The sequence below is a fragment of the Chimaeribacter arupi genome (genome assembly GCF_002858805.1).
GTDB classification, from domain to species: Bacteria; Pseudomonadota; Gammaproteobacteria; order Enterobacterales; family Enterobacteriaceae; genus Chimaeribacter; species Chimaeribacter arupi.
Genome location: NZ_PJZI01000029.1, coordinates 24,872 through 37,808, shown reverse-complemented (window position 1 = coordinate 37,808; position 12,937 = coordinate 24,872). Strand labels below are relative to the sequence as shown.

Here is a 12,937-nt window from a genome sequence, read left to right as displayed (position 1 = left end):
ATTGTGATTATTAATATATTAGACAGAAAAATGTGACCTGCCTATGCTTTCATCACACCAAATTTCTGATGATTTCATTCCCATTTTTGTTTCACCCACATAAGGATTGACCGTGAACAGCCCCCAACGCTCCGTGAACGCCCCTTCTACGAGCGACGCAGCCAATGACAGTGACGCTGCCCACCAACACCCACTGCCGACTGACGCCCGCCGTACCCTGATTATTCCCGCTGCGCCGCGCGCCGCCACCCCGTTTATCAAACGCGGCACGCCACAGTTTATCCGCGTGACGCTGGCGCTGTTTTCCGCCGGGCTGGCGACCTTCGCCCTGCTCTACTGCGTGCAGCCGATTTTGCCGATCCTGTCGCAGGATTTCGGCATCTCGCCCGCCAGCAGCAGCCTCTCGCTTTCGGCATCCACCGGGATGCTGGCGATTGGATTGCTGTTTACCGGGCCGCTCTCCGATGCGGTAGGACGCAAGCAGGTGATGGGGGTGGCGCTGCTGCTGGCGGCGGTCTGTACGCTGCTCTGTTCGGTAATGACCAGCTGGAACGGCATCCTGCTGATGCGGGCGCTGGTCGGGCTGGCGCTGAGCGGTGTGGCGGCGGTCGCGATGACCTACCTCAGTGAGGAGATCCACCCAAGCGTTGTGGCGTTCTCGATGGGGCTGTACATCAGCGGTAACTCCATCGGCGGCATGAGCGGCCGCCTGGTGTCGGGGGTGTTGTCCGATTTCTTCTCCTGGCGGGTGGCGGTCGGCGTGGTGGGCGTATTTGCCCTGGCAGCGGCGCTGATGTTCTGGCGCATTCTGCCGCCGTCGAAACATTTCCGCCCCGCTTCCCTGCGCCCGCGCAACCTGTTGATCAACTTCCGCCTGCATTTCCGTGATGCCGGGCTGCCGCTGCTGTTTGTGGAAGGCTTTGTGATCATGGGCAGTTTCGTGACGCTGTTTAACTATATCGGTTACCGGCTGCTGGCCCAGCCTTACCATCTCAGCCAGGCGATTGTCGGCGTGCTGTCCGTGGTGTACCTGATGGGCACCTACAGCTCGCCGAAAGCCGGGCTGCTCTCCACCCGCTATGGGCCCGGCCCGGTACTGATGGGGGCCATCGGCATGATGCTGGCCGGGATACTGCTGACCGGGCTGTCGCCGGTGCCGGTGATCCTGCTCGGGATGATGCTGGTCACCGGCGGCTTTTTCGCCGCGCACTCGGTCGCCAGCGCCTGGATCGGCCGCCGCGCCCGCCGCGCCAAAGGCCAGGCCTCCTCCCTTTACCTCTTCTGCTATTACGCCGGGTCGAGCGTGGCCGGCACCGGCGGCGGCTTCTTCTGGCACAGCTTTGGCTGGCTGGGGGTGGTGGGCTACATCAGCGTGATGCTGCTTGTCGGCCTGGCCGTAGCACTGCGCCTGAAATCCCTGCCGGAAAAACGCGCCCTTGCCTGACCCTGACCGGGTGCCGCGTGCACCCGGCTTTGCCCTTTTTTCCTTCTTTCCCCCTCTGTGATGCCCTGTTTTCCCTGTTAAGCGCATAAAACCGTGAAGTTAAGGTAGCCAGCCTGTTTTATATGCAGTATAAAGTGTGTTGTAACTAATTGGAGGGGTGAATGAGTAACTATGAGCTGATTGGCCGCATGAATGAGTGTTTTCATGAGCTGGAACTGGCACTGGATGACCTTACCCACCTGCTGGGCAAATTACCGTTACAGGATGCACGGGTGTTTGTGCTGCCGGAAATCGAGAAAGGCAAAGAGAATGACCCGGCAGACCAGATTGCCGTCACCCCGCTGATGGGCATTGAGGCGCACCAGCGGGCGTTGCAGCATTTCCGCCGGTTGTTCATCCATGACAATGCTGAAAATATCAGCAGCAAGGCGGCGGTCAGGCTGCCGGGGGTGCTCTGCTACGTGGTGACGCCGGACGAGCAACAGGCGGTGCAGTTGCTGATTGAGGAAGTGAACAAACTGAAGGCGGAGCTGGAACACATCGTGACGGTGGAATCCGGCCTGGAGCGTGAGCAGCGTTTTGACTTTGTGCACACCCACCTGCGCGGGCTGATTACCCTGAACGCCTACCGCACCATCACCTGCCTGCTGGAGCCGGGTTCCGTGCGCTTTGGCTGGGCGAACAAGCACATCATTAAAAATGTGACGCGGGAAGAGATTGTCGAACAGCTTAACCGCAGCCTCAAAGCCGGGCGTGCCGTGGCACCTTATACCCGTGAGCAGTGGGCCGAGCACATCACGCGTGAAATCAATGACGTGATGCGGCTGCCGGAAAATGCGGCGCTGAAGATCCGCCGCCCGGTGAAAGTGCAGCCGATTGCCCGCGCCTGGTACCCGGCGCAGCAGAAGCAGGTGCAGCACCCCTGCCCGATGCCGTTGATTGTGCTGTGCGGCCGCGTCGGTTCGCACGTCAAGGCCCCCAAACTTGGCGCCCTGCCCGACTACGACGCCGCCAACATCAAGCACAAATACCGCCCGGCGGCGCAGCCGCTGCACCTGTTGATCCCGCGTTTGCACCTTTACACCGACCACCTGGTCAACTGACAGGCGTAAAAAAGCCGGCAATCGCCGGCTTTTTGCTTTCCGGGGGACGGCTTACAGCTTCATGCTGCCGACCATCTCTTCCGGGCGCACCCACTCGTCAAACTGTTCTTCCGTCAGGTAGCCCAGTTTCAGCGCGGAGGCTTTCAGCGTCAGCCCCTCTTTGTGCGCCTTTTTGGCGATCTCGGCCGCTTTGTCATAGCCGATGTGGGTGTTCAGGGCGGTGACCAGCATCAGCGACTCATTGAGCAGCTGGGTGATGCGGTCACGGTTTGGCTCAATGCCCACCGCGCAGTGCTCATTGAAGCCGCGCATCCCGTCTGCCAGCAGGCGGATCGATTGCAGGAAGTTATGGATCACCATCGGGCGGAACACGTTCAGCTCGAAGTTACCGGATGCACCGCCGATGTTGACGGCCACGTCGTTGCCCATGACCTGCGCGCACAGCATGGTCATCGCTTCGCACTGGGTCGGGTTGACTTTGCCCGGCATGATGGAGCTGCCCGGCTCATTTTCCGGGATGGAGATTTCGCCGATGCCGCAACGCGGGCCGGAGGAGAGCCAGCGCACATCGTTGGCGATCTTCATCAGCGAGGCTGCCAGCCCTTTCAGCGCGCCGTGGCCGTGCACCAGTGCGTCACAGGTTGCCAGCGCCTCGAACTTGTTCGGCGCGGTGACAAACGGCTGGCCGGTGAGGTCAGCCAGCGCTTTCGCCACACGTTCGGCGTATTCCGGGTGGGTGTTCAGGCCCGTGCCGACCGCGGTGCCGCCCAGTGCCAGCTCGCACAGGTGCGGGATGGAGGCTTCAATATGCTTCAGGTTGTGGGCCAGCATCGCCACCCAGCCGGAAATCTCCTGGCCCAGGGTCAGCGGCGTGGCGTCCTGCAGGTGGGTACGGCCGATTTTGACGATGTCTTTGAACGCGTCGGCTTTGTCAGAGAGCGTCTGTTGCAGGGTTTTCAGCTCCGGCAGCAGGGTTTCACGCACGGCGATCACCGCCGCGACGTGCATCGCCGTCGGGAAGACGTCGTTGGAACTCTGGCTCTTGTTGACGTCATCGTTCGGGTGCACCCGGCGGCCGTCACCGCGCTCACCGCCCAGCAGCTCGCTGGCGCGGTTGGCCAGCACTTCATTCATGTTCATGTTGGTCTGGGTGCCGGAGCCGGTCTGCCAGACTGACAGCGGGAACTCATTGCTGTGCTTGTCAGCCAGCACTTCGTCTGCGGCTTGCAGGATCGCGTTGCCGCGCTCAGCCGGCAACAGGCCCAAATCCATATTGACGCTGGCGGCGGCGCGTTTGGTCTGCGCCAGGGCGTGGATCAGCGCAGTGGGCATTTTTTCCGAGGAAATGCGGAAATGCTCTAATGAACGCTGGGTTTGCGCGCCCCACAACTGTTCTGCAGGAACTTCAATCGGCCCCATTGAGTCTTTTTCAATGCGAGTGGCTGCCATTACTTTCTCCTTAGATACATAGCACATAAATGAATGTGCCGCGGACGTTCCCATCAGTCCCACGGCACAGCCTAGTATAGTGACACAGAAAAGCAGCGCATTATGCGACGCAGTTTGATTTATTAGATTTTCCTTATTGATAATCACCTGTACTCACTGTTTACTAAACAGAATTTTCAAAATCCCCCTATTTTCTTCATGAGCAGGATAGCCACATGCAAAAGATGCACAACGCGGTTCAGAACTATGCCTGGGGCAGCCCGGATGCGCTGACCCGCCTGTATGGTATTGCCAACCCGCAGGGCAAGCCGATGGCCGAACTCTGGATGGGCGCGCACCCTAAAAGCAGCTCCCAGGTCACGGATGCGCAGGGCAACCGCCGTGCGCTGCGCGACGTGATCGGGGATGACCCGGCCACCTGGCTCGGCCGTGCGGTAGCCGATCGCTTCGGCGAACTGCCGTTCCTGTTCAAGGTGCTGTGCGCTGACCAGCCGCTGTCGATTCAGGTACACCCGAGCAAAGCCGCGGCGGAAGTCGGGTTTGCCAAAGAGAACGAGGCCGGGATCCCGCTGGATGCCGCCGAGCGCAACTACAAAGACGCCAACCACAAGCCGGAGCTGGTGTTTGCCCTGACGCCGTTCCAGGCGCTGAACGGTTTCCGTGAGCTGAGCGACATCATCTCCCTGCTGCAACCGGTGGCCGGTGCGCACCCGGACATCGCCGCGTTCCTGCAACACCCGGACGCCGATCACCTGGCGACGCTGTTTGCCGGGCTGCTGAGCATGGAAGGCGAAACCAAATCCCTGGCGCTGGGCGTGCTGAAAGCCGCCCTGAACAGCCAGCAGGGTGAAACCTGGGATGCCATCCGCAGCATCGCCACTTTCTACCCGGATGACAGCGGCCTGTTCTCGCCGCTGCTGCTGAATGTCATCACCCTCCAGCCGGGCGAAGGGATGTTCCTGTATGCCGAAACCCCGCACGCCTACCTGAACGGCGTGGCGCTGGAAGTGATGGCCAACTCCGACAACGTGCTGCGCGCCGGGCTGACGCCGAAATATATCGACATCCCGGAACTGATGGCGAACCTGAAGTTTGAGCCGAAACCCGCCGCCACCCTGCTGACTCAGCCGGCGCAGCGCGGCAGCGAGCTGAATTTCCCGATCCCGGTCGAGGATTTCGCCTTCTCGCTGCATGACCTCTCTGCCGAACCGCAAACGCTGGCCCAACAGAGCGCGGCGATCGTGTTCTGCGTGGAAGGCGAAACCGTGCTGGAGAAAAACGGCGAGCAGGTCGTGCTGAAGCCGGGCGAATCCTGCTTTATCGGCGCATTTGAATCCCCGGTGAACGTGAGCGGCATCGGCCGTATTGCGCGGGTGTTCAACCAGCTGGGTTGATTCCCCCCGACGCCGCGCCCCATTTCTTGCTAAACTGGGGCCGGCCAGTTAACGAAAAACGCCTGCGGGCGTTTTTTTTTGCCGGCAGCGCGTGGACATTTTGCACGGACCTTTTCCGTGCCCAAAAAAGGATGAGCGGATTATGAAAAAATCGTTAGTTGCCGTGAGTGTGATTGTGGTGCTGGGCGCTGCCTGGACCGGCGCGGCCTGGTACACCGGCAAACAGTTCGAACAGCGCATCGGCGACATCGTGGCGCAGGCGAACAGCCAGATCGCCTCGCAGTTCCCACAGGCGGGCGTACGGCTGGTGTACCAGGATTACCAGCGCCACCTGTTCAGCAGCCGCGCGCGCTTTGTGCTCCAGCCGGACCCGGCAGCACAAGGGGAGAAAGCCCTGAAACCGGGCGAGGAAGTGGCGTTTAATGAATCCATCGACCACGGCCCGTTCCCGCTGGCGCAGCTGAAGAAATTCAACCTGATCCCGGCGATGGCCTCCGTGCACAGCGAGCTGGCCAACACCGCCGCCGTCAAGGGGCTGTTTGAGATGACCAAGGGCGTCTCCCCGGCCACCGCCGAGACGCGCATCGCCTACAGTGGTGATACCGAATCCGCCATTACCCTGGTGCCGATCGACTACCAGAACAACGCCACCCGCCTGCAATTCTCCGGTGCGACGGTGAATGCCGAGGTCTCCCGCGACGGTGACCGCATCAAAGCTGACGCCAGCAGCGACAGCATTGCCCTGACCTCGCGCAACCAGTTCGGCCAGCTGGAGAAAATTACCCTCTCCGGCGTGAACGCCGCCGGCAATACCCACAAAGGCACGGCCCAGATTGGCCTGGGCGAACAGCACCTGACCGCCAGACAGGTTATCTTCAATGTGGAAGGCAAAGATGCCGCCACGCTGGAGGATGTCCGCCTCAACAGCAACTTCGGCGAGCAGAACAACGCGATTAACGGCCAACTGGACTACAGCCTCGGTGCGCTGAAAGTCCAGGGGGCGGATCTCGGTTCCGGCAAGCTGACGGTGAAACTGGACAAGCTCGACAGCGCCGCGCTCAAGCAGTTCTCCGACAACTATAACCAGCAGGCGATGCAGCTGATGCAGCAGGGCGAACAGCTTGACCCTGAGGTGTACCAGGCCCAGGCGGCCGCGCTGTTCAGCCAGAACCTGCCGTTGCTGCTGAAAGGCAGCCCGAGCATCAGCGTCAGCCCGCTGAGCTGGAAAAACAGCGCCGGTGAAAGCACCTTCACGCTGAACCTGAACTTCAGCGACCCGGCCGCGGGCCAGCCCGCCGCCCAAACGCAGGATCAGCTGATTGCCCAACTGGTACGTAACCTGGATGCCACCCTGACCATCCCGATGCCGATGGCGACCCAGATGGCGACCCAGATCGGTAAAATGCAGGGATACAGTGAAGAGGAAGCGGGGAAGCTGGCGAAACAGCAGGTGCAGGGCCTGGCGGCGATGGGCCAGATGTTCAAACTGACCACCGTGAAAGATGACACCATCACCACCCGCTTCCACTTTGCCGATAACATCGTTGACCTGAACGGCCAGAAGATGACGCTGCAACAGTTTGCCGGCCTGTTCGGCATCTTTGGCGGCCCGGCTGACGTGGCCCCGGCCCCGCAGGCCGCCCCGGCCGTGCCGCCGTCACCGCTGGCACCTGTCCCGGCTCCGGCTCCGGCTCCGGCACAATAAGCCACACAGCCTGCTGACCAACCGGCCCCTGGGCCGGTTTTTTTATGCGCGCGTTTTATGCCCCGGTTATCCCGGTGCGCGGGCGATAAGCACAGGGGCGACCACCCACTGTTGCGGCGTGGCGTCCGGGTTGTCAATCCGCTGGAGCAGCCTTTCCGCCGCGCTGCGCCCCACCTCGCGCCCGGCGGCAGAGACGCGCGTCAGCGGCAGTTCCGCCAGCGCGTCATCTGCGTCCTCGCCAAAACCGGCCAGCGCCACCTGCGGCGAATACAGCCCCTCCAGCGCCTGCCCGCCGACGTTGCGCCCGGCATTCAGCACGCCGAAATAGGCGCCGAGGGTCACTGCCGCGTCATGGCAGACCAGTGCGGTGATCTGCGGGTAACGGCGTAACAGCGCCTCCACTTTCGCCGCCATGCCGTGCCGGTGTACCCCACTCTCCACCATCCACTCCGGGCGGAACGGCAACCCGTACTGCAACAGGGTGGCGCAGAAACCGCCCAGCCGCTCAGCGCGCGTCAGGGAGTGCCCGGCCCCGCCGATGTAGGCGATCTGCTTATGCCCTTCGGCGACCAGGTGCCCGGTCGCCAGCCGCGCCGCCAGCTGGTTATCCGGCCGCACCAGATCCATCCCCTCCAGCGCATTGGCGCGCGCCGCACACACCAGCGGCACCCCGGCCGCCGCGGCGCGTTGGCGCACATCCGGCCCGTGCAACAGGTTTCCGGCCAGCACGATGCCGTCCACGCCCTGTTTCAGCAGGCTCTCTGCCGCCCGCAAACTGCCCAGCCCCTCGCGGCCGCTCTGGGTCAGGAACAGTACCCGCGCCTGCGCCTCCAGCACCTCACTCAACCCGGCCGTGACCTCGGCATAAAACGGGTCGCAGACGTCACGCACAATCAGCCCAATCACGCCGGAGCGGCCGCCGCGCAGCGTCACCGCCTGCCGGTTCGGCACATAGCCCAACGCCTGGATCGCCTGCTGCACCCTGGCGGCGGTCTGTGGGGAGATGCGCCCCTTGCCGCTGACCACCAGCGACACGGTGGTGACAGACACCCCGGCGTGGTCAGCCACATCGTTGATGGTGATCTTTTTTGGCGTCATAGGCCCTTACCTGTCAGCAACTCACGAAAAATTAAAACGAAAGCGGCATTGTACCCCGGCAGCCCACGTTTTGCCGTGCCGATACACAGCACTGAGCAACTGTGATCCGCCCCGCAGACCACGATGGTAAAACGTTTTATCTTATTTTACCCGATTTAACCCGGCATTTTACCCAGTTTACTTCCCGTTTACCTGACGTTTGCAAGGAGCATCTATGTCTGTGCCCACCCGGCCCAAAATCACCCTCTGGGAGTTTTTCCAGAGCCTCGGCAAAACCTTTATGCTGCCGGTTGCCCTGCTCTCTTTTTGCGGCATCCTGCTCGGCATCGGCAGTTCACTCAGCAGCCGTGATGTCATCACCCTGTTACCGGCGCTCGGCCACCCGCTGTTCCAGTTGCTGTTTACCTGGATGAGCAAAGTCGGTTCCTTTGCCTTCAGCTTCCTGCCGGTGATGTTTGCCATCGCCATTCCGCTCGGCATGGCGCGGGACAATAAAGGCGTGGCGGCATTCTCTGGTTTTGTCGGCTTTGCGGTACTGAACCTCGCCACCAACTTCTACCTCACCGCCAACGGTGTGCTGCCGACCAGCGACCCGCAAGTGCTGAAAGCCAACAACATCCAGATGATCCTGGGGATCCCCTCCATCGACACCGGGATCCTCGGCGCGGTGATTGTCGGGGTGCTGGTGTACCTGCTGCATTCGCGCTTCCACACCATCCGCCTGCCGGATGCCCTGGCGTTTTTCGGCGGCACGCGTTTTGTGCCGATCATTACCACCGTGGTGCTGGGCATCGCCGGGCTGCTGGTGCCGCTGGTCTGGCCGTGGTTTGCCGCCGGGATCAGCGCGCTGGGGCGGATGATCAGCGGGGCCGGGATGTTCGGGCCGATGATTTTCGGCAGCGGCGAGCGGCTGTTGCTGCCGTTTGGTCTGCACCACATTCTGGTGGCGCTGATCCGCTTCACCGAGGCGGGCGGTACACTGGAGGTCTGCGGCCAGCCGGTGAGCGGCGCGCTGACCATCTTCCAGGCGCAGCTCTCCTGCCCGGAGACGCACGGCTTTGCCAACAGCGCCACCCGCTTCCTGTCACAGGGTAAGATGCCGGCGTTCCTTGGCGGCCTGCCGGGTGCCGCACTGGCGATGTACCACTGCGCCCGCCCCGGTAACCGGCATAAGGTGAAAGGGTTGCTGATCTCCGGTGTGGTTGCCTGCGTGATTGGCGGCACCACAGAGCCGATTGAGTTCCTGTTCCTGTTTGTGGCCCCGGTGCTCTACCTGATCCACGCGCTGCTGACCGGGCTGGGCTTTACCATGATGGCGCTGCTGGGCGTCACCATCGGCAACACTGACGGCAACCTGATCGACTTCGTGGTGTTCGGCATCCTGCACGGCACCGCCACCAAATGGTATTGGGTGCCGGTGGTGGCTGCGGTGTGGTTCGCCGTCTACTACGGGCTGTTCCGTTTTGCCATTCTGCGCTTCAACCTCAACACCCCCGGCCGCGAGCCGGACAGCAGCGAAAGCGTCAGTGTTGCCCCAGCCACCAGCGGCAGCAAATCGGGCTACAACACCCCGGCGATCCTGGCGGCCCTGGGCGGCGCGGGCAACATTATCTCGCTGGATAACTGCATCACCCGGTTACGCCTGTCGGTCAACGAGATGGCGGCGGTGGATGACGCAGCGCTGAAAGCGTTGCGGGCGATTGGTGTGGTGCATCTGAATGAGCATAACGTGCAGGTGGTGATTGGCCCGCAGGTGCAATCGGTCAAAGATGAGCTGGACGCGCTGATCGCCGTTGAGCGGCAGGCCCCATTAGTGACAGCGTAACGTCATGGGGCGGCCTGACCGCCCCGCTGACGCCAAGAACAAAGGAAAGGGATATGGTTGATTTTTCTACCCCGGTTGACCGGCACGGCACCTGGTGCACGCAGTGGGACTTTGTTGCCGACCGCTTCGGCCGGGCAGACCTGCTGCCGTTTACCATCTCAGACATGGATTTCCCCACCGCACCCTGTGTGCTGGCCGCCCTGCAACAGCGGCTAGCACACGGCGTACTGGGCTACAGCCGCTGGCAGCATGAGGATTTCCTCGGCGCACTGCGCCACTGGTATCAGTCGCGCTTTGACACCCCTGTCGATACCCGGATGGCGGTGTACGGCCCGTCAGTTATCTATATGGTGGCCGAACTTATCCGGCTCTGGTCAGCGCCCGGTGAGGGCGTGGTGATCCACACCCCTGCCTATGATGCCTTTTACAAGGCGATTGAAGGCAACCAACGGCAGGTACTGGCCTGCCCGCTCACTCGTGACAACGTCACCTGGCGAGCCGATATGGCCCACCTGGAGGCGCTGCTGGCGCGGCCGGAATGCAAAATCCTGCTGCTGTGCAGCCCGCATAACCCGACCGGCAAAGTCTGGCAGGCGGACGAATTGCAGCAGATGGCACGGCTGTGTGAACGCCACGGCGTGCGGGTGATCAGCGATGAAATCCATATGGATATGGTCTGGGGCGACAACCGCCACCTGCCCTGGCCACAGGTGGCGCGCACGCCGTGGGCACTGCTGACCTCCGCCTCGAAATCCTTCAATATCCCGGCGCTGACCGGTGCCTATGGCTTTATCAGTGACAACGTCACGCGTGAGGCTTACCTGGCGCACCTGAAAGGGCGTGACGGCCTCTCCTCCCCTGCGGTGCTGGCGCTGGTGGCACACATTGCCGCTTACCGGGAGGGTGCGCCGTGGCTGGATGACCTGCGCCGCTATCTGGCGGGGAACCTGCGGCACCTGGCAGCGCGGCTCAACAGCGCGTTCCCACAGCTTAACTGGCAGCCGCCGCAGGCCACCTACCTCGCCTGGCTCGATCTGCGGCCGCTGGCGCTGGATGACCAGCAGCTCCAGCAGGTACTGATTGAGCAGGAGCGCGTCGCGATCATGGCGGGCACCACCTATGGCGCAGAGGGTGCCGGTTTCCTGCGGCTGAATGTGGGCTGCCCGCACAGCAAGCTGGACGCCGGCATCACGGCCCTGATTAACGCCATCACCACTTTGCTCCCCCCGCCTGACACGGCCGGACGATAAAAAAAGCCGCCTGCGGGCGGCTTTTTGTTAAGGGTATCCCCCAAGGATCAATAGAGGCTCTTGCGCGCGGTGCGCAGGGTATCCACCAGCGACAACAATGCCACCCCCACCAGGAAAATCCCCAGCATGGTCATCGCATTAAAGCCGAACTCCTTGAACAGCAACAGGCCGGCGATACAGCCTGAGAGGAAGGAGAACACGGTGGTCAGGTGCGTGTTCAGCTGTTTCTTGTGCGGGCGGCGGTCGTCCGGCGCGGCGCGGGTTATCAATGAGGAGACAAAGGAGCCGAGCGCGATACCGGCGTCCGTCAGGGTGCCGGTGATGTGGGTTGAGCGTACCCGGCCATTGGAGATCTGCGTGGAGGTGGAGTTGTGGATGCCCATCAGGAAGCCCAGCAACACCAGGATCTCGCGGTTATTGTGCGGCGAGTAGCGCATCGCCTCAAACACCGACGTCAGGGTCAGCGCCACCCCTTCCGCCAGAATCACAAAGCAGTAAATGGTGCGTATTTTATTGCGCAAACCGGCGTCCACCACAAAACGGGCGCTGGCCGACCCAATCACAAAGGCGGTAATCAGCACCGCCAGAAACACCAAATCGTTAAGGTCAGAACTCGACACTTCACTGGAAATCTGTGAGGCGTTGCCGGTCATGTGGGAGGGAAAAAAACCAAACGCCCCCAACGCCATCGCGTTCAATATGCCTGCCGTGGTGGCCAGCACCAGCGCCAGATAACGATCTTCCGTATGCGATCTCACCCGCTTCTTTTTTATCAGCACATTACCACCCGTTATCTCATGTTTTGGACAAGGCATCCTGCAAACGGCGATGCTCCCTACAGCATATAACCTGGCAGCGGGTCTGTGAGGCGGCGAGCAAAAATTGATCTAGATCAATTTGTTACATTTACTTTCATTTATCAAGTTGTCGCAGTTTTTTATCGAGAAATGTAAAGATGCCCGCCCGGCCCGGTGCGTACGCGCGATCATCAGGCGGATTAACGGCAACATTTCCTTTAATGAAACATATTATTACGTAAATGTTACTGAATAACGTTGTCTGTCCTGCCCCGGCTGTTTACCCTTTCCGCCGTTATTTATTGTCCTTAAGGGAGTGGAAGTATGTTTAAGCAACTTGTTACCGGGAGTGTGGTCAGCCTGGTGCTGATGAGCGGTGCTGCGCAGGCCATCGAAGGCAGCGTGGATGTGGGTGAACACAACACCAACCTGAATGTGGGCCTGGGCACTACCTCCCCCGGCCTGTTCCTGAAAGGTAACTGGCTGCGCAGCGATCACGACGGCAGCACCACCGGCGTGGCGCTGGGCTACAACATTGATGCCGGCCCGCTGCGTGTGGCCCCGACGGCCAAAGCCCTGTTCACCCACCCGGAAGACGGTAAAGACGGCTTCGGCGTGGCCGTGGGTGCCGGTGCACAATACAGCTTCAACAACATGTGGGGCCTGTATGGCGAGTACTACTACGCGCCGGAAGCGTTCTCCGACCATCTGGACAACTATCAGGAAGCCTCCGGCGGCCTGAGCTTCACGCCGATCTCCCTGCTGAACCTGCGTGTGGGTTACCAGTACGTTGAGCTGGACAACAAGGGCGGCCGCAAGGACAACGTCCTGGTTGACGGCCCTTACGTTGGCGCCTCCCTGCGTTTCTGACC

At 61.5% G+C, this 12,937-nt stretch carries 10 protein-coding genes; 7 read left to right on the top strand and 3 right to left on the bottom strand.

Annotation, left to right across the window (positions count from 1 at the left end; genetic code table 11):
- Positions 1–112 precede the first annotated feature (112 nt).
- Entirely contained in the window at positions 113–1,444 is a 1,332-nt protein-coding gene (locus tag CYR52_RS16215) for an MFS transporter (protein ID WP_072933215.1), read from the top strand.
- Positions 1,445–1,605: 161 nt separating this feature from the next.
- Positions 1,606–2,547, top strand: coding sequence for a DNA replication terminus site-binding protein (gene tus, locus CYR52_RS16210; RefSeq protein ID WP_072933213.1), 942 nt, complete (start codon positions 1,606–1,608; stop codon positions 2,545–2,547).
- Positions 2,548–2,598: 51 nt separating this feature from the next.
- Here the strand turns inward: tus and fumC are convergent, their stop codons facing one another.
- Complete coding sequence (gene fumC, locus CYR52_RS16205) at positions 2,599–3,996, bottom strand: class II fumarate hydratase (protein WP_072933210.1); 1,398 nt, start codon at positions 3,994–3,996, stop codon at positions 2,599–2,601.
- Between the two features lie 215 nt (positions 3,997–4,211).
- Here fumC and manA point away from each other — a divergent pair, with 215 nt between their 5' ends.
- Both manA and CYR52_RS16195 read left to right on the top strand, forming a co-directional pair.
- Positions 4,212–5,390 (top strand): mannose-6-phosphate isomerase, encoded by a 1,179-nt coding sequence (manA, locus tag CYR52_RS16200; RefSeq protein WP_072933208.1) that lies wholly within the window; start codon positions 4,212–4,214, stop codon positions 5,388–5,390.
- A 142-nt stretch (positions 5,391–5,532) separates the two neighbouring features.
- Entirely contained in the window at positions 5,533–7,095 is a 1,563-nt protein-coding gene (locus tag CYR52_RS16195; protein WP_101828945.1) for a YdgA family protein, read from the top strand.
- Positions 7,096–7,161: 66 nt separating this feature from the next.
- Here the strand turns inward: CYR52_RS16195 and malI are convergent, their stop codons facing one another.
- Positions 7,162–8,193: a Mal regulon transcriptional regulator MalI gene (malI, locus tag CYR52_RS16190; protein ID WP_072933204.1), complete on the bottom strand. Its 1,032-nt coding sequence runs from the start codon at positions 8,191–8,193 to the stop codon at positions 7,162–7,164.
- A 214-nt stretch (positions 8,194–8,407) separates the two neighbouring features.
- Between malI and malX the strand changes: the two genes are divergently transcribed.
- Both malX and CYR52_RS16180 read left to right on the top strand, forming a co-directional pair.
- Positions 8,408–10,018 carry a maltose/glucose-specific PTS transporter subunit IIBC gene (malX, locus tag CYR52_RS16185; RefSeq protein WP_101828944.1) on the top strand — a complete coding sequence of 537 codons (1,611 nt, stop codon included), beginning with the start codon at positions 8,408–8,410 and terminating at the stop codon, positions 10,016–10,018.
- 53 nt (positions 10,019–10,071) lie between these two features.
- Positions 10,072–11,268: a MalY/PatB family protein gene (locus CYR52_RS16180; protein ID WP_101828943.1), complete on the top strand. Its 1,197-nt coding sequence runs from the start codon at positions 10,072–10,074 to the stop codon at positions 11,266–11,268.
- 47 nt (positions 11,269–11,315) lie between these two features.
- Here CYR52_RS16180 and CYR52_RS16175 read toward each other — a convergent pair whose 3' ends face one another.
- Positions 11,316–12,047, bottom strand: coding sequence for a YoaK family protein (locus CYR52_RS16175; RefSeq protein ID WP_079205337.1), 732 nt, complete (start codon positions 12,045–12,047; stop codon positions 11,316–11,318).
- 342 nt (positions 12,048–12,389) lie between these two features.
- Here CYR52_RS16175 and CYR52_RS16170 point away from each other — a divergent pair, with 342 nt between their 5' ends.
- Positions 12,390–12,935, top strand: coding sequence for a YfaZ family outer membrane protein (locus CYR52_RS16170; RefSeq protein ID WP_072933195.1), 546 nt, complete (start codon positions 12,390–12,392; stop codon positions 12,933–12,935).
- Positions 12,936–12,937 lie beyond the last annotated feature (2 nt).

Excerpts from the sequence above, each read along its gene's own strand:
- tus (WP_072933213.1), top strand. The coding sequence starts at position 1,606 with ATGAGTAACTATGAGCTGATTGGCCGCATGAATGAGTGTTTTCATGAG.
- fumC (WP_072933210.1), bottom strand. The coding sequence starts at position 3,996 with ATGGCAGCCACTCGCATTGAAAAAGACTCAATGGGGCCGATTGAAGTT.
- manA (WP_072933208.1), top strand. The coding sequence starts at position 4,212 with ATGCAAAAGATGCACAACGCGGTTCAGAACTATGCCTGGGGCAGCCCG.
- CYR52_RS16195 (WP_101828945.1), top strand. The coding sequence starts at position 5,533 with ATGAAAAAATCGTTAGTTGCCGTGAGTGTGATTGTGGTGCTGGGCGCT.
- malI (WP_072933204.1), bottom strand. The coding sequence starts at position 8,193 with ATGACGCCAAAAAAGATCACCATCAACGATGTGGCTGACCACGCCGGG.
- malX (WP_101828944.1), top strand. The coding sequence starts at position 8,408 with ATGTCTGTGCCCACCCGGCCCAAAATCACCCTCTGGGAGTTTTTCCAG.
- CYR52_RS16180 (WP_101828943.1), top strand. The coding sequence starts at position 10,072 with ATGGTTGATTTTTCTACCCCGGTTGACCGGCACGGCACCTGGTGCACG.
- CYR52_RS16170 (WP_072933195.1), top strand. The coding sequence starts at position 12,390 with ATGTTTAAGCAACTTGTTACCGGGAGTGTGGTCAGCCTGGTGCTGATG.